Raw genomic sequence first — 20368 nt, 5'->3', positions numbered from 1 at the left:
GGCCGGTAAACACCGGCCGCGCCATGCCTTTTCTTCATATTCTGTTTACAGATTAATTGCTCAGGCGTCTTCCGTAACGACCTCGGATCGCATCTCCAGGTTCGGCTTTTCGGGCTCAGCTCCGTCGATATCCGTGTCGGCCGCGCGCTCTCCGGACGGGGCATCGTCCGGCGCCCAGTTTTCTATGGTCACCAGACTCTGGATCTGGCTGTCCATCAACCCCGTCGCCATCGGATTGCGCACACCCGGCAGAACGAACACATCGAAGAGTTCCCTGACCTCGCCGGTCAGCCTGATCCACTGCACGATATCGCCGGTGCGCGTATCCACGACCTGCACGCCGCACCAGGGTTCGGCGTCGCGCCGGGTCAGTTCCCCGTCCAGCTCCAGCCCCGAGAAGGATCCGTCGCGCGGCAGGGAAAGTCCGACAAAGGCGTAGGGACCGGCAAAGGCGAGCCCGCGCAGGAAGCCGGGGAGAAAGGCCACCGCCTCCACGGCGCCCGTATCGGGGTCCACCGTGCATAATTCACCGCGCCCGGAGTTCAGTACCCACAGCTTGCCGTCGTGAAGACGGGGCGAATGAGGCATGGAGAGCTTTTCCGTCACGATCCGGTCGGTCGTCACATCGATGATGCAACCGCCCTCCGCGCGGCGGTCGCGCCAGCCGGTGACGATGTCGCTCTTGCAGACGGCCGTGACGTAGCGCGGCTCTCCGTCCTGCATGGCGAGACCGTTCAGATGGCAACGGTCCTCCGGCGCCAGGCGGGAGATGAAAGGCGGTTTCCAGATGGGGCGAAAACTGTGGGTGAGACTCGGCGTGGCCAGGCAGGAATATTTCGTGTTCACGAAAACGATCCGGCCGTTCTTGTCGATCCCCATTTCATGCACGTCGAGATCGCCCGTCGTCTGGGCGTTTCTCGGCACATAGTTGCGGTCGAAGCCGTCCACGCTGGCATTGGCGGGCAATATGTTTTCCAAGCGCCATATCTGAAAGTGATTTGCCAGATAGAGACGCTGCGGCGAGGCGGCCACGCCCATGGCCCGCACGAAATGACGTTCGTGGAAACTTATCCTCCCGCGCGGCAGGCGCCCGACGAGATAAAGCCGGCCCGACTGGTAGGAGGTAAAACCGAAACTCAGATTGTTCCGGGCCATCCAGTCGGAGAAGCCTCGCGAGCAGGAAATCTGCGTCTTGGGTTTTGCCGGTTGCGCCGCCTGCCCCGGCGCATTCTTATGGTCGGCGGAACCGCCGGTGGCGGCCCCTTCTTTTGCGACCTCTTTTGCCGGCTCTTTTCCGGACCCGGCTTTCTTCACTTCGGACTTCCTGTTGGACACGTTTCTCTCCACCCACAAGATTGCTGACGCATGAACCGCTCGTCTCAGGAAAGGAAGCGCAAGGTCATGAAGCACATGAATCTGCGCGGCGATCCGGTACGATTGGCGACCGGCCTCCTGGCAATGGTCCTGGCCGGTTGCGCAGGCGCTCCCCCGCTCGCGGAGCGGGAGGCCAAGGCGGCAAGCGTGGCGCAGCATGGCGGGCTTGAGAAGTTCCGCCTCGCGACAACAAGGTTCGATCTGGTTGGATTCCGCAAGACCCGCGCCGAGGGCGAGCCGCTCACCGTTTTCATCGAGGGGGACGGCGCCGCCTGGAAGACGCGAAACGAACCTTCATCCGACCCGACACCTGTTTCCATGACCATGCTCGGTGTGGCCGCCGCCGACCCGGGACCGAATACCGTCTATCTCGCGCGGCCGTGCCAGTTTACCGGTACGGTCGACGGCGCGGCGGGGGCCCGAAACTGCCGTGCGGACCTATGGACCGTGGCGCGCTATGGCGAAGAGGTGGTGGAGGCGGTGAACCAGGCGCTGGACGCGCTGAAGGCGGAAGCGCATGCGCCCGCCATCCGGCTTGTCGGCTATTCGGGCGGCGGCGCCGTCGCGGCACTGCTCGCAGCACGCCGCGACGATGTGGCGAGCCTCGTCACGATAGCTGCGCCGCTCGATAGCGCGGCCTTCACCGCCTATCACCATGTGACGGCCCTTTACGGATCTCTGGACCCGCTCGATGTGGCGACAAGGATCGCGCGCCTGCCGCAAATCCACTATTCCGGCGGCGAGGACGAGGTGGTGCCGCCCATGATCGCCGCCAGCTTCATTCGGCACATGCCCGCGCGCAACTGTGCCCGGCAGATCGTGATCCCCGATATGGGCCATCGGGACGACTGGGCGGCGCGCTGGCCGGCGCTGGCCGCTCGCCTTCCTTCCTGCCCCGGCGATCGCCCCAAATCGGCGGCATCGGCCCGCCCCCGCGACGCAACGCGGTGATAGCCTTCCCGTCGGCAGGTTCAAAACGAGACGGAACGACATGCAGGACACGCTTGAGCGGGAGGCGCCGCTTTCGACACCGGAAGCGGAGAGCGCGGACCCCGCCCCCGCCATGCCCGCCGCGCGGACGCCGGACACGGAAGACGGCTATGCGCCGGAACTCTGGTTTTCGACGCCGATCTGGCCGCGCAGGGTTCTCGACCATGAGCGGATCGACGCGGATATTCTCTCCGCAATGGAGACATATGAGCGCGAACTGCCTCATGTGACGCGCTCGAATGTCGGCGGCTGGCACAGCCCGTCCGATCTGCACAGGCGGCCGGAGCTTGCCGAGATTCGCGGGATTATCGGACGGACCTGCGTCGGCTGCGCCAAAAGACTCGCTTTCGACTTCGACCGTTTCGATCTCGTCTTCCAGGAGATGTGGATCAACAGGAACGGGCCGCGCGACTATAACCGCGCGCATGTGCATCCCAATGCCATCCTGTCCGGCACCTATTACGCCAAAGTGCCGGAAGGCGCGGGCAATATCGAGTTCTACGATCCGGTTCGGGAACGCATTATGAGCGTCTATCCGGTGAAGGAGCGCACAAGGATGAACAATCAGGCACTGCAATACCGGGCCGCGCCGGGCCTGCTGATCGTCTTTCCGTCATGGCTGCAACACGCGGTGCAGCCCAATCTGAGCGAGGAGACCCGCGTCTCCATCGCCTTCAATATGGGCTTCCGGGCCAAGGGCGCATAGCGGCGCTCACCATGTGTCGATGAACGGCCGGTGCTTGGGCTTCGCCTCCCGGCGCGGCGGCACGGAGGCAAGACCCCGCATCACCCAGCGGCGGGTTTCCATCGGGTCGATCACCTCGTCGATTTCGAGGAAGGAGGCCATGTTGATGGCTTTGCCGTTCTCGTAATATTTCGCGACCATCTTCTGGAAGAAGGCCTCGCGTTCCTCCAGATCCTCGATCGCTTCCATCTCGCGCTTGTAGCCGAGCCGCACCGCACCTTCGAGCCCCATGCCGCCGAACTCGCCGGTGGGCCAGGAGATGTTGAAGAAGGGAGCGTGGAAGCTGCCGCCCGCCATGGCCTGCGCGCCGAGGCCGTAGCCCTTGCGCAGCACCACCGTGAAGAAGGGAACGGTCAGGCTTGCCGCGGTGACGAACATGCGCGAGACGCGGCGCACCTGTGCATCCGCCTCCACATCCGGTCCGACCATGAAGCCCGGCGTGTCGCAGAGCGATAGAACCGGCAGGCCGAAGGCCTCGCAAAGCTGCATGAAGCGCGCAGCCTTGTCGGCGGCGGGCGCATCGATGGCGCCGGCGAGATATTTCGGGTTGTTGGCGATGAGGCCCATGGGCTTGCCGCCGATACGGACCAGCGCGGTGACGATGCCGATGCCGAAATCGCGGCGCAGCTCCAGTACAGAGCCCTTGTCCGCCAGAAGGTCGATCACTTTGTAGATGTCATAGACGCGCAGCCGGTTTTCCGGAATCGCCTGACGCAGGAGCCGCTGATCCGCTTCGTCCCAATCGCCCAACGATCCCTGGAAATAGGAGAGATATTGCTTGGCGGCCGCCACGGCCTCCGCCTCGTCCTCGACGGCGATATCCACGACGCCGCTTTTCGTCTGCACGTCGATGGGACCGACATCTTCCGGCGCATAGACGCCGAGGCCACCGCCCTCGATCATGGCGGGGCCGCCCATGCCGATATTGGAATTGGCGGTCGCGATGATGACGTCGGAACAGCCGACAAGCGCCGCATTGCCCGCAAAGCAGCGACCGGACACGATGCTGACAAGCGGCACGAGGCCGGACAGCTCCGCGAATTTCAGGAAGGACGGGGTGTCGAGGCCCGCCACACCCGGCGAATCCGTATCGCCGGGCCGGCCGCCGCCGCCTTCCGCGAACCAGACGATCGGCAGCTTCCAGTCCTCGGCAATCTTCAGTACACGGTCGGTCTTCTTGTGGTTCATCGCACCTTGCGTACCCGCGAAGACGGTGAAGTCGTAAGACAGGACCATGGCGCGGGCCTGTTCCTCGCCGAACTTGTCGCCATTCACCGTGCCGATGCCGGTGATGAGACCGTCGGCGGGGCTCATTTTCACGAGATCCTCCATCGAGCGGCGGCGGCGCTGCGCGGCAAGGATGAGCGAGCCGTATTCGATGAAGCTGCCCTCGTCGCAAAGATCGGCGATATTCTCGCGCGCGGTGCGCTGGTTGCGCTTGCGGCGGCGCTCCACCGCTTCCGGGCGGCGCTCGTCGAGACCGATGGCGTGGCGCTCGATCACCTCGGCCAGATCGGGACGGATATGGTCGGGGTCGATGTCGGCCTCATCCGCCTGCGAGGCGGCATCGACCGAGGCGGGCTCGATGAAAATCAGCGGGTCGCCCTCGAAGAGTACCTGCCCCGGTTCCGCGCCGAGCTCGCGCACAATGCCGCTTTCGGCTGCGTGGACGAGATGCTCCATCTTCATCGCCTCCAGCACGGCAAGCTGCGTGCCCGCGGGCACTTCCTCGCCCGGCGTCACATCGATACTCACCACCTTCCCCTGCATGGGGGCGCCGACAGGCACCGTCCCCGCCGGGCCTTCGACCTTCATGCGCGTCGAGGTCTCGGCGGCGGCGCCATCGGTGAAATAGCGTTTGGTCTGGGCCTTTGTGCCTTCCGCCGTCAGCTCGGCGGCGCGGTCGTCGATCAGGCGCGTATAGACATTGTTGGCGGCCACCGCGTCGTCGGCGATGAGGTTCTGCAGGAAACCGATATTGGTAGGACATCCCTCGATGCGGAACTCGGCAAGGGCGCGGCGCGTGCGCGCCACCACTTCGGCATAATCCGGCGATGCGTGATGGACGATCAGCTTGGCCAGCAGCGAGTCGAAATTCGGATTGGTGGTGTAGCCGGCATAGCCGAAGGTGTCGACGCGGACGCCGGGGCCGGAGGGGGGCTCGAAAGCGCTGAGCGTGCCGCCGGCGGGCTTCGCGGCGCCGCTTGCATCCATCGTCTCCATGTTCACGCGGAGCTGGATCGCGTATCCGCGCGGCAGCGGCACTTCGCCGACATCGAGACCGAGTTTCTCCAGCGTCGCGCCCTGCGCCAGGCGGAGCTGCGTTTCCACAAGGTCGATGCCGGTCACTTCTTCGGTCACCGTATGTTCGACCTGCAGGCGGGCATTGGCCTCGATGAAGGCATAATTGCCTTCCCTGTCCGCATCGACCAGGAATTCGAAGGTCCCGATATTGTCGTACCCGATCTCGCGGGCGAGCGTCAGCGCATCTTCGATCAGTCGCTCGCGCATGCCCGATGAGAGGGAGGGGCTCGGCGCAATTTCCATCAGCTTCTGGTGGCGGCGCTGGATGGTGCATTCGCGCTCCCAGAGATGGGTGACTTCCGTGCCGTCGCCCAATATCTGCACTTCGATATGACGGGCATGGGGGATGAAGCGCTCAAGATAGACATCGCCGATGCCGAAGGCGGCTTTCGCTTCCGACCGGCAGCGGGCATAGGCGTCGTCCAGCTCCTCCAGCGCGCGCACGGCGCGCATGCCGCGCCCGCCGCCGCCCGCGACCGCCTTCAACATGATGGCCGCGCTGTCGCCTTCCCGCTCCACGAGTTTTGCGAACCAGTCGCGCGCTTCCTCCAGGCTGGTCGCGCCGGACGTTCCCTCCAGCAGCGGCACGCCGCATTCGGACGCCAGCGCGCGGGCCTTGGCCTTGTCGCCGAAGCGATCCAGCACATCCGGGCGCGGCCCGACAAAGGCGAGCCCCGCTTCGGCGCATTTTTCGGCAAAGGCGGCGTTTTCCGACAGAAAACCATAGCCGGGGTGGATCGCGTCGCAGCCCGCGCTCTTCGCGGCGGCAATGATGCCATCCATGTCGAGATAGGCCGCCGCGCCGGAGCCCTTCAGCGCCACGGCCTCGTCGGCCATGCGCAGATGGAGCGAACGCGCATCGTCGTCGGAATAAACGGCGACGCTTGTGAGCCCCACTTCCGACGCCGCGCGGGCAATACGGATGGCGATCTCGCCGCGATTGGCGATCAGCAGTTTCCCGAATGTCATGAAGAGCCTTCCCGGACTTATTCGAATTTCTTTTATCTCAGCATAGGCGGCATGACCCGATCTGCAAATGGGCTGGCCGCGACCGGACCCGGCGTCTAGTCTCGGGCGAAAAGGGAGGAAACCGGCGTTGAGCGAAGAGATTTCCGTGGAAAAACAGGAAGCCATGCTGGAGGCGATCACCGCCACCGTGCCGCCGCTCCTGCATGCGCTGGATGCGCTCGGCCATATCGCCCGGCATATCCACCCCCCGAGCTTCGCCTCGCTGGTCGAACAGATGGGCGAACCCGACCGGCCGCTGCGCGACGCCATCGATCCGTTCCGCGATGCCGAGTGGCCGGAGGCCATGGCGGGCTTCAAGGAGCAAATCGAAAAGGCCGCCGACGAAGCATTGATGGCGCATGAGGAAATCCGGGGTGCGAAAGACGACCCGCAAGGCGTGTTCGCCGCCTATCGCGCCTTCCGCCACCAGTCCCGTGCGCTGGAGGCGCTTTATCCCCTGACGCAGATGCTGCCGCCGGTCAGCCGCTTTTTCCTCGAGGAGGATGCGAGGCGGGACGAGGCGCTGCTGGCGTCGCTCGCGGAAGGCGCGGAGAGCCCTCACGAGACGGGCCTGATGCATGCCCGCAACGACAAGGGCGAGCGGGGCGGCTTTTCCCTTTATGTACCGGAGAACTATACGCCGGACCGGCCTCACCCCTTCATCATGGCGTTGCATGGCGGCAGCGGGCACGGGCGGGATTTCATCTGGAGCTGGCTCCGCACGGCGCGCTCGCGGGGCGCCATCCTGCTCTCGCCGACATCACGCGACAGCACATGGTCGCTCGCCGGCCCCGATGTCGACAGCGACAGCCTGAAGCGGATGCTCGATTTCGTGCGCGAAAGATGGAATGTGGACGAGAGCCGGCTATTGATGACCGGCATGAGCGATGGCGGCACGTTCTGTTATGTGAGCGGCATGCTCGCGGATGCTCCCTTCACCCATCTTGCGCCCATGTCGGCGAGTTTCCATCCGCTGCTGGTGAGCTTTCTGGAGAAGGAGAGGATCGAGGGCCTGCCCATCTTCATCACCCATGGCGCGAAGGACTGGATGTTCAATGTGGAGATGGCCCAAACCGCGACGCGCACACTCGAAGAAGCCGGGGCAGACGTCACCTATCGGGAAATCGACGACCTTTCCCATACCTATCCGCGCGAGGTGAATAGCGAGATCGCGGACTGGCTGATGCGCTGAGCCTGCTTGACCTTCCTGTTACTGGAAGGATTATACATAGCTCATGGCTACCGTCCTGCGCATAGCGCTTGCCGCGATCATATTGCTGTTGCCGCTGGCAACGGCCCCCCTCGCGCATGCGGATGCCGTCACCTGCCATGCCGAAGGGACGATGGAGACCGTCATGCAAATGACGGACGGCCATCCTCATCAGGCGACCGACCCATCGCTACGCGCAAGCGACCGCGGGATGGCCGGCTCCCATGCCTGCTGCGACCTCGGGAGCTGCTCGCCGGCACTGATCGCCACGAGCGCGCTCAACGGCTCGGCGCTGATTTCGGGGCTCCCCCGACCCGCGGTTCACCGCCAGCGCACGGCCCTTTCCCCGGCAGACGGCCCGCCTCCCCGAGGCTGAGTTTTCAAAACACGCTTTTTGAAACTCAACCTGGGACTATCCATGCACAGACGCATAACGGGCCTTACCGCCCTGCTGGTCGCGCTGCCGCTGACGGCGGCCTGGGCCGGCACCTACGACCTCACCATCGGCAAGACGCAAACCGATGTGACCGGGAAACCCAAAACGGTGCTTACCATCAACGGGACCGTTCCCGGCCCGACGCTTCACTTCAAGGAAGGCGAAGAGGTCACCATCAACGTAACCAACACGCTCGACGTCGATACGTCGCTTCACTGGCACGGCCTTGTCCTGCCTTACCGGCAGGACGGCGTACCGGGTATCAGCTTCGACGGCATCGAACCCGGCGAAACCTTCACCTATCGCTTTCCGATCCGGCAGAGCGGCACCTACTGGTTCCACAGTCACACGGGCTTTCAGGAACAGGAGGGCATGTATGGCTCGATCGTCATCGATCCGAAAACGCCGGAGAATTTCAGCTATGACCGGGATTATGTCGTCGTGCTGTCGGACATGCACAATGACAGCGGGCAGACCATCCTGCACAACCTGAAGAAGAGTTCCGACTACTACAATCGCGACCAGCGCACCGTCGGCGACTTCCTGTCCGATATCAGACAGGACGGCCTCGGCGCCACACTGCGCGACCGGGCGGACTGGGGCGATATGCGGATGATGCCCACCGATATCGCCGATGTGTCGGGCTATACGCTTCTCATCAATGGCCGCAACGCCGACCAGAACTGGACCGGCCTCTTCAAGCCGGGCGAGAGAATCCGCCTGCGCTTCATCAACGCCTCCGCCATGACCTATTTCGATGTCCGCATACCGGGATTGAAGATGCAGGTCGTCCAGGCGGATGGAAACGAAGTCGATCCGGTCGCCGTGGACGCATTCCGCATCGCGGTGGCCGAGACCTATGACGTCATCGTGGAGCCGAAGGACAAGCGCGCCTATACCGTCTTCGCGGAGGCGATGAGCCGAAGCGGATACGCCCGCGCCACGCTGGCACCCCGCAAGGGCATGGAAGCCGCCATACCGCCCATGTCCCCTCGTCCCCAGCTCACCATGGCCGATATGGGCATGGCGCATCGGGGGATGGATCACGACGCGATGGGCCGTGTCATGGACAGCGACGCCATGGCGCATGACGGGCAGCCCGGGGCGATGCAGCCGAAGGCCGGTATGGATCATGCCGCGATGGGACACGCCATGCCCGGGCACGATATGCCGGACACAGACAAACCCTCCGACCCATTCTACGCACCGGGCAGCGGGCTGACGCCCAAGGCACCGAATGGCGGGAAATTCCTTTCCTATGACGACCTCAAGGCCGCCCGGCCGCTCTATGAGGACCGTCCGTCAACACGCGAAATCGAACTCCGCCTGACCGGCAATATGGAGCGCTATTTCTGGTCGATAAACGGCGTCAAATATTCGGATGCCAAACCCATCCGCCTCAGATATGGCGAGCGCGTCCGCTTCAAATTCGTCAACGAGACGATGATGACGCATCCCATGCACCTTCATGGCATGTGGAGCATTCTCGACACGGGCAAGGGCCGGTGGGACCCGATCAAGCATGTCGTGAGCATCGCACCGGGCAAGACCGTCTATACGGAGACGGAAGTCGATGCTCCCGGCGAATGGGCCTTTCATTGTCACCTCATGTATCACATGGGCACGGGCATGTTTCGCAAGATCATCGTCGAAGGCGGGCCATCGCAGCAGGCGGCCCTGCGGACAAAGGAGAACGAGGAATGAAGTACCTGTCTCTCGTTCTCGCAGCCGGCTTCCTTATGGCCGCATTGCCCGCGCAGGCCGAAATGTCCGACGATGACGTTTTTGCCGCGCTGTTCGTCAACCGTCTCGAATACCGCGTTCAGCCGGGCGGCGACATGGCGGTCGCGGAAGGACAGCTTCGTATCGGCAATGACGAGCACAAGCTGGTCGGCAAGGCCGATATCGACTATCTGATCAGTTCAGGCCGATACGAGAAAGCCGAGTTCCAGTTGCGCTACCAGCGCATGGTTTCCGACTTCTTCGATCTGCATATCGGTGTGCGGCAGGACCTCAAACCGAGCCCCAACCGGACCTATGCCGTAATCGGTGCGAGCGGCCTTGCGCCGCAATGGTTCGAGATCGATGCCAGCGCCTTTGTGAGCGAGAAGGGCGACCTTTCGCTGCGCCTGGATGCCGATTACGACATCCTCATTACGCAGCGCCTCGTATTGCAGCCGGCATTGACGCTCGATGCGGCATTGTCCGATGACAGGGATACCGATATCGCAGCGGGCCTTACCTCGCTCGAAACGGGGCTGAGGCTTCGCTACGAAATCGAACGTGAATTCGCTCCCTATATCGGCGTGAACTGGGAACGCAAGCTCGGCGCAACGTCCAGCCTCGTCCGCACGTCGGGAGAAGACCCAGACATCCTGTCCTTCGTGGCGGGCGTCCGGCTGATGTTCTGACGACCGAGAGGTGGCGGAGGGGCGGCCTTGTCGCCATTCCTTCCATCACTTGTCGTGGATGCGCAGGATCACCGACTGGCTCGCCGAGGCCATCAACTCACCATCCTGTGCGAAGAGGTGCATGCGGCCATGACCGAAGCCGCCATGCACGCCATGGATGCGGATATCGCAAAGCACCCACTCCGTCGGCACGATGTGGCGGAAACGGATCGTATTGTCGAGACTGTTGCCCCCCGCGTTCCGCCCGATGGCGTTGCCGATGGCGGATGGCACGAAATCGGCGAAAACGGCCAGCATGGCGCTGTCGATCGGCACATCTTCCAGCGGGCGCACCCAGAGCACGACCTGGCCGTCCGGCGACAGCTCTCCGCCGGTGCGGTCCTTGCCGTAGCGGCCCTTCACGACGCGCATATCGATGCGGGTATGAAGATCGGGATCGCGATCGTCACCACGCCAGTGTTCGGCGGGCTCGAAATTTTCCGGCCCCGGCACATCGGGCGCAACCGCCCATTGATGCGAGAATTCGCTCGGGCGCGCGCCCAGCGCCGCATTGACGGTCAGGATTTCCTTGTCGCCCACATGGCCGATCACGCGGGCCTGACTGTTGTAATTGCCATGCACCGGCACCAGCACATCCAGATCCACGATGGAGGGCGGACGCGCATAGGAAAGATATTGCGCCGTCGCCCAGACGGTCGGACGCTCGCAGGTGCGCTCCATCGCCCGGATGGAAGCCGCCATGCCGACACCGCCGAACATGAACAGATTGCCGGGCGGGCCGACCGAAAGCCCCGGTTCGACCTGAAGATGATAGCGGTGAGGGTTGTGGGTCGATTTGAGATCGAAAAACACACGATCGCTCATGACACCCCGTCCTGAAAACAGTCAGAAGATAAACTCGGCATGCGCGTTTTTACCGGCTTTCGCGCCGAGGTCAAACGATCTTGCCGTTCAGTCCGACGAACGGGTGATGCCGGCGCCCCTACGCGCCTGTTCTTCAGCGCGAGCGATATCGGCGGCGACCATCTCCGCGACAAGCTCGCGAAAACTCGTTTTCGGATGCCACCCCAGCCGTTCACGGGCCTTGCGCGCATCCCCCAGCGTGGCGCCGAGGTCCGTCGGCCGGAAGAAGGCGGGATCGACCTCGACGAGCAGCTCTCCCGTCGTTTCGTCGTATCCCTTTTCGTTCACGCCCTCGCCCTGCCAGCGCACTGTCCGGCCGATCTCCGCGAAGGCGATCTCGACAAATTCGCGTACGGAATGATTTTCACCGCTCGCCAGAATGTAATCGTCCGGGGCGTCCTGCTGAAGCATCTTCCACATGCCTTCGACATAGTCGCGGGCATGCCCCCAATCGCGGCGGACATCCAGATTGCCGAGGCGCAGCGTCCCTTCTCCCGCCAGGCAGGTGGCGGCCACGGCCTGCGTGATCTTGCGGGTCACGAAGGTCGGCGCGCGCCAGGGGCTTTCATGGTTGAAGAGAATGCCGTTGGAGGCGTGAAGCCCATAGGCCTCGCGAAAATTAATCGTCGCCTCGAAGGCCGCGTGCTTCGATACCGCATAGGGGTTCAACGGGTGAAGCGGGGTTTCCTCGTTCTGCCACCGGCCTTGCGCGTCGCCGAACATTTCAGAACTCGACGCCTGATAGTAGCGTATCCGGCCACGGTCGAGACGCAGGACGGCGGTGAGAAGTTTCATCGCGCCCGTCGCGTTCACATTCGTCGTGGCGGCGGGATCGTCGAAGCTTGCGTGGATATGGGACTGCGCGGCAAGGTTATAGACCTCGTCGGGATCGATCCGTCGAATAAGGCCGTCGAGATCGGCTTCCTTGCCGATGTCGCACCGATGCAGGATGAGGTTGCGGTTGAGATCCGCTCCGGCATCCGCCAGCCGAGAGCGTTCCAGCCGCGCAGGCTCGCGCGCCAGCCCATGCACCTCATAGCCGCGCGCAAGAAGAAAAGCCGCCAGATAGCCGCCATCCTGCCCGGTAATACCCGTTACCACGGCGACCCTCGGCCGGGACGCCTCTCTCAGTGACGGGGAATTTGTCGGGTTATTGAATGACACGCGCCGCTTCTGCTCTTCGTCTCGGGACAGGTTTATCTTTAGCACCCCCGAGGACGAATGGCACCTCGTTGACGGGGCTGAATGAAGCAAAAGCGCGCTTCCATTCGCCGCTCACTCACACTCCGCGCCCGTTTCCGCCCGTCTCGAGATACCAGCGATAGACCTTCGCAATGCCCTCGTCGAGCCCGGTGCGCGGGCGCCAGCCCAGATTGTGGAGGCGCGTGCTGTCCATCAGCTTGCGCGGCGTGCCGTCCGGCTTGGACGTGTCGTTTACGAGCGCGCCCTCGAAGCCGACGACAGCCTTCACCTTCTGCGCCAGTTCCTGAATGGTGAGGTCGTCGCCATAGCCCACATTGACGTGCTCTTCGCCCGAGTAATGGGTCATCAGGAACACCAGCGCGTCGGCGCAATCGTCGACATAGAGGAATTCGCGCTTCGGCGCGCCCGTGCCCCAGATCACCACCTCGGCATCGCCGGCTTCCTTTGCCATATGCATCTTGGCGATGAGGGCAGGCAGGACATGGCTCGAATCCAGATCGAAATTGTCGCCGATACCGTAGAGATTGGTCGGCATGGCCGAAATGAAATCGCAGCCATATTGACGGCGATAGGCCTGGGCGAGCTTGATGCCGGCGATCTTGGCGACCGCGTACCACTGGTTGGTCGGCTCCAGCGGGCCGGTCAGCAGCGCATCTTCCTTCATGGGCTGCTCGGCCATCTTCGGATAGATGCAGGACGAGCCGAGGAACAGAAGTTTCTCCACGCCGTTCTGCCACGCGGCGTTGATGATGTTCGCTTCGATCATCAGATTGTCGTAGAGGAATTCCGCCGGAAAGCTGTCATTGGCGAGAATGCCGCCGACGCGCGCCGCCGGAATGAACACGGCCTCGGGCCGATGCTCGGCCAGCCATCCCTCGACCTCCGCCTGGCGGCGCAGATCGACCGTGTCGCGCGTCACCGTCAGCAGTTCGCAATCCTCGGAGGCGAGCCGGCGCATCAGGGCCGCGCCCACCATGCCGCGATGGCCGGCGACCCAGACCTTCTTGCCCTTCAACGAATAGATGGCACCGTCAGTCATGGCGTGCCTTGCGGGCCGCCTCCTGCGCGACGGTTTCGAGGTCGGCGGCCACCATTTCGGCCACGAGTTCCGGGAAGGTCGTGGTGTGCTCCCAGCCCAGACGCTGTTTCGCCCGGGAAGGATCGCCCAGCAGAAGATCCACCTCGGTGGGGCGGAAATAGCGCGGGTCGATCTTCACGCGCGTCTCGCCGGTTTTCCTGTCGACGCCGATTTCCTCGACACCCTCGCCGCGCCATTCGATGTCACGGCCGACTTCGGCGAAGGCCAGTTCCACGAATTCGCGCACCGAATGCGTTTCGCCCGTGGCCAGCACATAGTCGTCGGGCTCGTCCTGCTGCAGGATGCGCCACATGCCTTCCACATAGTCGCGGGCATGACCCCAGTCGCGCTTGGCGTCGAGATTGCCGAGATAGAGGAGGTCCTGAAGCCCGAGTTCGATGGCGGCGACGGCGCGGGTGATCTTGCGCGTGACGAAGGTTTCGCCGCGGGTCGGCCCTTCATGGTTGAAGAGAATGCCGTTGGAGGCATGCATGCCATAGGCCTCGCGGTAGTTGACCGTGATCCAGTAGGCATAGAGCTTGGCGGCGGCATAGGGACTGCGCGGATAGAAGGGCGTGGTCTCGCTTTGCGGCGTTTCCTGCACCTTGCCGTAGAGTTCCGAGGTCGAGGCCTGATAGAAGCGCGTCGTCTTTTCCATCCCCAGAATGCGGATCGCCTCCAGAATGCGCAGCGTGCCGATCGCATCGGAATTAGCGGTATATTCCGGGGTCTCGAAGCTCACCTGCACATGGCTCTGGGCGGCGAGATTGTAGATCTCGTCGGGCCGGGTTTCCTGAATGATGCGGATGAGATTGGTGGAATCCGTCAGGTCCCCGTAATGCATGAAGAAGGAGACGCCTTCATTATGCGGGTCGTCGTACAGCGCATCCACCCGCGCGGTATTGAATGAGGAAGAGCGGCGCTTCACGCCATGGACGATATAGCCTTTGGAGAGGAGAAGGGCGGCCAGATAGGCGCCGTCCTGCCCGGTTACACCGGTGATAAGTGCCGTTTTGCTCATGAATCCGTTTCGCGCTGACTACGACCAGGCAAGCTGCCGCCACCTTATTGACACGGAAACCCGCGATCCTCAATGCCGTTCGGCCCTGGTCGGCCCGCGGCTCCGGCGCCGGATGGCGGCGATTTCCCGCACGGGGCGGAATGTATCGGGATCCGCGGCCGCCCACCACTCCGCATAGGAGGAGCCTTCCGGGTCTTCCAGAATGCTGGATGGCTCGACGAAGGGATAGATCCGGTCGATCGCGCGCATCTCCGCGGCGTTGAGGCGCTGGCGCAAATCATAGGGGCGAAGCTCCCAGGGGGATTCGCGCCCCACGGCGACCACGATGTCCCGCAAGGCCTCCACGGTTGCCTTATGGTACTGATAGACACGCTGCGCCTTGTCGCCCACCACCAGGCCGCGCTGGCGCCAGGGGTCTTGCGTGGTGATGCCGGTCGGACATTCGCCCGTATGACACTTCATGGACTGTACGCAGCCCAGAGAGAACATGAAGGCCCGCGCCGCATTGCACCAGTCCGCGCCCACCGACACGTTGAAGGCCATCGAGGCGCCGCTGTAAACCTTGCCCGCGGCGGCCAGCCGGGTGGTCTCCTTCAGGCCGGTGCCGACAAGCGCATTGCGCATCACGATCAGACCTTCGCGCAACGGCATTCCCATATGGTCGGACAGTTCCAGCGGGGCCGCTCCCGTCCCGCCTTCGGCGCCGTCCACCACGACGTAATCGAGATGGATGCCCGTAGCGAGAATCGCCTTCATGATCGCGAAGACCTCATGCGGCTGGCCGATGCAAAGCTTGATGCCCACCGGCTTACCGCCGGAAAGCTCCCTCAGCCGCGCGACCCATTCGAGCATTTCCCGGGGCGTGGAAAAGGCGCTGTGCCCGGGCGGCGAGATGCAGTCGGTATAGCGCTCGACACCTCTTGTCCTTGATATTTCCTCCGTCACCTTGGGCGCGGGCAGCATACCGCCATGGCCCGGCTTGGCGCCCTGGCTCAGCTTGATTTCGATCATCTTCACCTGATCGCGCTGCGCATTGTCGCGAAAGGCTTCCGGATCGAAGGCTCCGTCTTTCGCCCGGCAGCCGAAATAACCCGTCCCGAGTTCCCAGACGAGATCGCCGCCATGTTTTTCATGATAGGGGCTGATCGCGCCCTCGCCGGTGTCGTGATAGAAGCCGCCCTTCTTCGCTCCCAGATTGAGCGCCTCGATCGCATTCGCACCGAGCGATCCGAAACTCATCGCCGAGATGTTCAGGATGGAGGCCGAATAGGGTTGCGTGCATTGGGGCCCGCCGACCTCCACGCGGAAGTCCTCTGCGACGTTCCGGCTCGGTGCGATGGAATGTCCGATCCACTCATATTCTTCCGAATAGACGTCGAGTTCGGTGCCGAAGGGGTGAACGGACACTTCGTTCTTGGCGCGCGCATAGATGAGGGCGCGCGTATCGTGGTCGAAAGGACGCCCTTCCAGATCGCTCTCCACAATGTAGGAACGCAGAAACGGCCTGAGGTCTTCAAAGAACCAGCGGAACCGCGCAGACAACGGATAATTGCGCGTCAATGTATGGGCGGACTGGTGAAAATCATATGCCGAGAGCGCGAGCAGCGGCAGCGTGACCGCAAGCCCCCAGAGAAGTACCGGGAAGACGAAGGACGACAGAAGGATCAGGAGGCTCAATCCCAGAAGCGTGGCGGGCAGGACAAATTGCGGCGTGCCGCCACGGCGCAACAGCATCCTCACAAATTCGAACAAGATACGGCCTCCTCTCATTCCCCCGCCAACGGCATGATTGTGCATATGTTTCCAATCACAATAGGGATGATGGAAGCGAGAACAAGTTGAGATAATGTCATTTTTCAGGACCGGCACCGCCCCACCGGGAGAGGGCCGTTCGCTGTCCCCGAAGGCTTTGTGTGTAGAGGAATGCGTTGTGACGGACGAAAGCAAGCGACTGCTCTACTACACGCTCCCGGTCTTTCTGGTCGTTCTCGGAAGCAAATTGCTGTTCATCCAGCTCTTCGGCTCCAACCTTCCTTTCTGGGATCAATGGGACGCGGAAGGCGCCGGCCTGTTCAAACCCTATCTGGAGGGAACGCTCGGGCCGGAACATCTCTTCGCTTCGCACAATGAACACCGCATTCTTTTCACGCGGCTCCTCGAGCTTGCCATGCTCGAAGCGACCGGCGTGTGGGCGCCCCGGCTTGAAATGGCGGTCAATGCCGGTCTTCAGTCCTTTTTCCAGACCGCCCTGCTCTGGATCCTCCTCCGCCCCCTGGCAGACAGGCACCGTCTTGTCCTGACGATCTTCGCCGCGATCTTTTTGACGATTCCGTTCGGGTGGGAGAACACGCTCTCCGGTTTTCAATCGCAGTTCTATTTCCTGTTCGGTTTTTCCATTCTGGCACTCTGGCTTTCCGCGTCCGCTCCGGCCTTTGGGCGAAACTGGCTCGGCGGGCTGGTTGCCGGTATCGCCGCCTATTTCAGTCTCTCGTCGGGCGCGATGGTTTTTGCCGCGCTTGCCGCCATTCACGGGTTTCAGCTCGTCGCCGGACCGAGATCGCGCACCCCAAAGGAAATTGCAGGCCTCGTGCTGGAAGCAGCCCTTTTCGTCTGCGCTATATCGTATGTTGCGCACATCCCGGCGCATGAACGGCTTCAGGCACATGGCTTGCTGGACTTTCTAGGCGCCTTTACCGATGTCGCCGGCTGGCCCTGGGGCGGCATCGTCCTGGCGATCCTGATCAATGCCCCCCTGCTTTCCATCCTCTACAAATCCTGGCGGGAGCCGCATCCGCTTTCATCGTTTCAATGGACGCTGCTTGCCTTCGCATTCTGGCTGGGAGGGCAATGGATCACCCTTGCCTATGGGCGCGCGGCCGGGCCAACCGCTTCACGCTACCGCGATACACTGCTTCTTGGCCCGCTCTTGAACATGGCCGCGGTTCTGTATCTGGCGCAATTCGAAACGTGGCGAAACAAGTCTCTCGATCTGTACCGCAAGCGCATTTCCGCATTGGGCCCGAGACGAACACGCATCGCAGCGGGCTTTCTCGTACTCGTCGTGGCAGGGGTCGTCATCGCAGGCTATACGGATCAATACTTGCAGGCGTCGGAGAGAGGGTACCTCCTCCAGGTCGAAACCGGGAATGTGAAAGCCTTTCTTCGCACAGGCGACATGGGTCATCTGGAAAACAAACCGGACCTTCACATTCCCTATCCGGATCCTCAACGCCTTGCGCGCCTCGCCACCGATCCGACCATTCTCTCCGTCCTGCATCCGGATTTGACGGGGCGGGCCTTCAGCGACCGATTGCTGCTCCCGCATTGGCTGACCGAAAGCGTCCGTTTCCTTCTCTCCGCGCTGATCCAGCTCTGGGGCCCCATTCTCCTCGCAGGCCTCGTTCTGCTCGGACGGCTCCTCCTCCGGCGGACAGACCGCCTGAGGGAAGACGCGACGTAAAGCACCTTCCCTATACCGGGAATTCACGATTCCGCAGTTGCGAAAATTTGCGGAATGCGGGGACGTACTCCGTTTTTCCTTCCCCGCGCTTCGCTGCGCGTTACAATTTCGGCAAAACGAAAAGGGAGGAGAAAAACCATGGCTACGGAGAAACACGCGCCATCATCCACATCGGGGAACGACTACGACGCCATTATCGTCGGCGCCGGGTTTGCCGGCATGTACATGCTGCACCGGCTTCGCAAACAAGGACTTCACGTTCGCGTCTACGAAGCGGGCGACGGCGTTGGCGGCACCTGGTACTGGAACCGCTATCCGGGCGCGCGCTGCGACGTGGAAAGTCTCGAATATCAGTATGGCTTCTCCGACGACCTTCAGCGCGGCTGGACCTGGACGGAGCGCTATGCCGCGCAGCCGGAAATTCTCCGTTATCAGAATTATGTCGCAGACAAGCTGGACCTGAAAAAGGACATCAGGTTCAACACCCGGGTGACGTCCGCCGACTATGATACGCCTTCCGGGCTGTGGCAGATCGAAACCGACAAGGGCGACCGCGCTCAGGCCCGCTTCTTCATCATGGCGACGGGCTGCCTTTCGGCGGCCCGCGTGCCGGACATCGCAGGCCTCGAAGACTTCAAGGGCAAGTGGTATCACACCGGAAGCTGGCCGCATGACGGCGTGGATTTCACCGGCCGCCGCGTTGCCGTGATCGGCACCGGCTCATCCGGCATCCAGAGCATTCCGATCATCGCGGAACAGGCGGATCATGTGACCGTGTTCCAGCGCACGGCGAATTTCACCCTTCCGGCCGGAAACAGGCCGCTGAGCGAGGAAGAAATCGCTGCGCGGCGCACAACGCTTCTGGAAGACCGCAAGCATGCGCGCACGACGGCCGGCGGCATCATCGCCTTCGAGTACAACGAAGCGCTTTCCGGGGAGATGATGCCCGAAGACGTACAGCGCGAGATGGAAACCCGCTGGACAGGCGGCGGCTTTGCCTTTCTCGGCTCCTATGGCGACATGATGGCCACGACGGAGGCCAACGATATCGCCGCCGATTTCGCCCGGGCGAAAATGAAGGCCCGCGTCAAGGAGCCGGAGATCGCCGATACACTGATGCCGAACGATCATCCGGTCGGGACGAAACGTCTCTGCCTCGACACCGGTTATCTCGAAACCTTCAACGAGCCGCATGTCGATCTCGTCAATGTGCGCGAACTCCCCATCGAGCGCATCGCGGAAAAGGGCGTTCTGGCCGGCGGCAAGGAATACGAGGCCGACGCCATCGTCTTCGCCACGGGCTTCGACGCCATGACGGGCGCCATTCTCGCGGTCGACATTACGGGCCGGGACGGGCTCAGGCTGCGCGACAAATGGGAGGCGGGACCGCGGACCTATCTCGGGCTCGGCTCCGCCGGGTTCCCGAACCTGTTCTTCATCACCGGGCCGGGAAGCCCTTCGGTGCTCAGCAACATGATCGTTTCTATCGAACAGCATGTGGACTGGATCACGGACTGCATCTCACGTCTTACCAGCGGCAATATCGGCACGATCGAAGCGACGCCCGAAGCGGAAGACGAATGGGTCGCGCATGTGAACGAGGTCGCCGCGGAGACGCTCTATCCGCAAGCCAATTCCTGGTATATGGGCGCAAACGTGCCGGGCAAGCCGAGGCTCTTCATGCCCTATCCGGGCGGCGTCGGCGTCTATGGCGAGAAGCTCGATGAAGTGGCCGCCGCGGATTATGAAGGCTTCCGTCTCGGGGCCTGAAGAGACTACCCGTCGTCATGCCCAAAGACGCAGCGTCTGCCAGCGAGGCCTGACGACGGGACCTCCGCAGCGGCGGACCAGCTCCAGCTCGAGCAGGCGATCATTGGCATCGACATAGAGGGTGGCGGAAATTTCCCCGCCATCCTCATCGTCCACCTCCATCTCCACCGGAACCATGCGCTGCTGCCAGGCTTCGGGCCTGTCGTATCCGTCGAGCTCGAACCCCACGATCGAGCCGTCCGGCAGTTCGGATCGCGCGGTGGCGCAATCCATATCCGACAGGAGCCGTCCGCTGCGCGCGCCGTCCAGACATCGGGCCGCGTTCGAGATCAGCAATTTTTCTTCGGGCCGCAGCAAGCGCCTTTTGTGCATGGGCGATTTCCTCGAGCGTTGTCGTCAACAAGCCCGCGGAAACTCACATAACCGTCTTAAAAAATCGCTGTGGATCGCCACCC

Annotated in this window: 16 protein-coding genes; 8 read left to right on the top strand and 8 right to left on the bottom strand. The window is 62.8% G+C overall.

The window, feature by feature from the left end:
• Window positions 1–60: 60 nt before the first annotated feature.
• Window positions 61–1335: a TIGR03032 family protein gene (locus tag FHS78_RS04920; protein WP_167090787.1), complete on the bottom strand. Its 1275-nt coding sequence runs from the start codon at window positions 1333–1335 to the stop codon at window positions 61–63.
• Window positions 1336–1401: 66 nt separating this feature from the next.
• Here FHS78_RS04920 and FHS78_RS04915 point away from each other — a divergent pair, with 66 nt between their 5' ends.
• Entirely contained in the window at window positions 1402–2325 is a 924-nt protein-coding gene (locus FHS78_RS04915) for a PGAP1-like alpha/beta domain-containing protein (RefSeq protein ID WP_246220350.1), read from the top strand.
• Window positions 2326–2365: 40 nt separating this feature from the next.
• A complete protein-coding gene (locus FHS78_RS04910) occupies window positions 2366–3070 on the top strand; it encodes a TIGR02466 family protein (RefSeq protein ID WP_167091059.1) in 705 nt (234 codons plus the stop codon).
• Between the two features lie 6 nt (window positions 3071–3076).
• Here FHS78_RS04910 and FHS78_RS04905 read toward each other — a convergent pair whose 3' ends face one another.
• The gene (locus FHS78_RS04905; RefSeq protein WP_167091056.1) at window positions 3077–6382 is read right to left on the bottom strand and encodes a carboxyl transferase domain-containing protein; all 3306 of its coding nucleotides are present in this window, start codon (window positions 6380–6382) and stop codon (window positions 3077–3079) included.
• Between the two features lie 163 nt (window positions 6383–6545).
• Here FHS78_RS04905 and FHS78_RS04900 point away from each other — a divergent pair, with 163 nt between their 5' ends.
• The 4 genes from FHS78_RS04900 to FHS78_RS04885 are packed head-to-tail and all read left to right on the top strand — an operon-like array spanning window position 6546 to window position 10478.
• Entirely contained in the window at window positions 6546–7613 is a 1068-nt protein-coding gene (locus FHS78_RS04900) for a carboxylesterase family protein (RefSeq protein WP_167091739.1), read from the top strand.
• Between the two features lie 43 nt (window positions 7614–7656).
• Window positions 7657–8007, top strand: a complete 351-nt coding sequence (locus FHS78_RS04895) for a hypothetical protein (protein ID WP_167091053.1) — start codon at window positions 7657–7659, stop codon at window positions 8005–8007.
• A gap of 42 nt (window positions 8008–8049) precedes the next feature.
• Complete coding sequence (locus FHS78_RS04890; protein ID WP_167091050.1) at window positions 8050–9771, top strand: copper resistance system multicopper oxidase; 1722 nt, start codon at window positions 8050–8052, stop codon at window positions 9769–9771.
• The gene (locus FHS78_RS04885) at window positions 9768–10478 is read left to right on the top strand and encodes a copper resistance protein B (RefSeq protein ID WP_167091047.1); all 711 of its coding nucleotides are present in this window, start codon (window positions 9768–9770) and stop codon (window positions 10476–10478) included. Before FHS78_RS04890 ends, FHS78_RS04885 begins: the two co-directional genes overlap by 4 nt.
• A 45-nt stretch (window positions 10479–10523) precedes the next feature.
• On the opposite strand, the gene FHS78_RS04880 is transcribed toward FHS78_RS04885, so the two are convergent.
• The 5 genes from FHS78_RS04880 to FHS78_RS04860 form a co-directional block, all read right to left on the bottom strand.
• A complete protein-coding gene (locus tag FHS78_RS04880; protein ID WP_167091044.1) occupies window positions 10524–11342 on the bottom strand; it encodes an acyl-CoA thioesterase in 819 nt (272 codons plus the stop codon).
• Window positions 11343–11429: 87 nt separating this feature from the next.
• A complete protein-coding gene (gmd, locus tag FHS78_RS04875; protein WP_343041925.1) occupies window positions 11430–12482 on the bottom strand; it encodes a GDP-mannose 4,6-dehydratase in 1053 nt (350 codons plus the stop codon).
• Window positions 12483–12660: 178 nt separating this feature from the next.
• Window positions 12661–13608, bottom strand: coding sequence for a GDP-L-fucose synthase (gene fcl, locus FHS78_RS04870; protein ID WP_425500291.1), 948 nt, complete (start codon window positions 13606–13608; stop codon window positions 12661–12663).
• A 7-nt stretch (window positions 13609–13615) separates the two neighbouring features.
• The gene (gene gmd / locus FHS78_RS04865) at window positions 13616–14683 is read right to left on the bottom strand and encodes a GDP-mannose 4,6-dehydratase (RefSeq protein ID WP_167091041.1); all 1068 of its coding nucleotides are present in this window, start codon (window positions 14681–14683) and stop codon (window positions 13616–13618) included.
• A 69-nt stretch (window positions 14684–14752) separates the two neighbouring features.
• The gene (locus FHS78_RS04860; RefSeq protein WP_246220349.1) at window positions 14753–16435 is read right to left on the bottom strand and encodes an FMN-binding glutamate synthase family protein; all 1683 of its coding nucleotides are present in this window, start codon (window positions 16433–16435) and stop codon (window positions 14753–14755) included.
• Window positions 16436–16613: 178 nt separating this feature from the next.
• Between FHS78_RS04860 and FHS78_RS04855 the strand changes: the two genes are divergently transcribed.
• Together FHS78_RS04855 and FHS78_RS04850 are read left to right on the top strand one after the other, a co-directional pair.
• Window positions 16614–18143: a hypothetical protein gene (locus FHS78_RS04855; protein WP_167091038.1), complete on the top strand. Its 1530-nt coding sequence runs from the start codon at window positions 16614–16616 to the stop codon at window positions 18141–18143.
• A 138-nt stretch (window positions 18144–18281) separates the two neighbouring features.
• Complete coding sequence (locus tag FHS78_RS04850; protein ID WP_167091035.1) at window positions 18282–19913, top strand: flavin-containing monooxygenase; 1632 nt, start codon at window positions 18282–18284, stop codon at window positions 19911–19913.
• A 15-nt stretch (window positions 19914–19928) separates the two neighbouring features.
• Here FHS78_RS04850 and FHS78_RS04845 read toward each other — a convergent pair whose 3' ends face one another.
• Window positions 19929–20285 (bottom strand): DUF6984 family protein, encoded by a 357-nt coding sequence (locus tag FHS78_RS04845; RefSeq protein WP_167091033.1) that lies wholly within the window; start codon window positions 20283–20285, stop codon window positions 19929–19931.
• Window positions 20286–20368: the final 83 nt, after the last annotated feature.

It is taken from the genome of Parvibaculum indicum, assembly GCF_011762095.1.
In the GTDB taxonomy this organism is placed as follows: Bacteria; Pseudomonadota; Alphaproteobacteria; order Parvibaculales; family Parvibaculaceae; genus Parvibaculum; species Parvibaculum indicum.
This window is presented reverse-complemented; position numbering and strand designations above follow the sequence as displayed.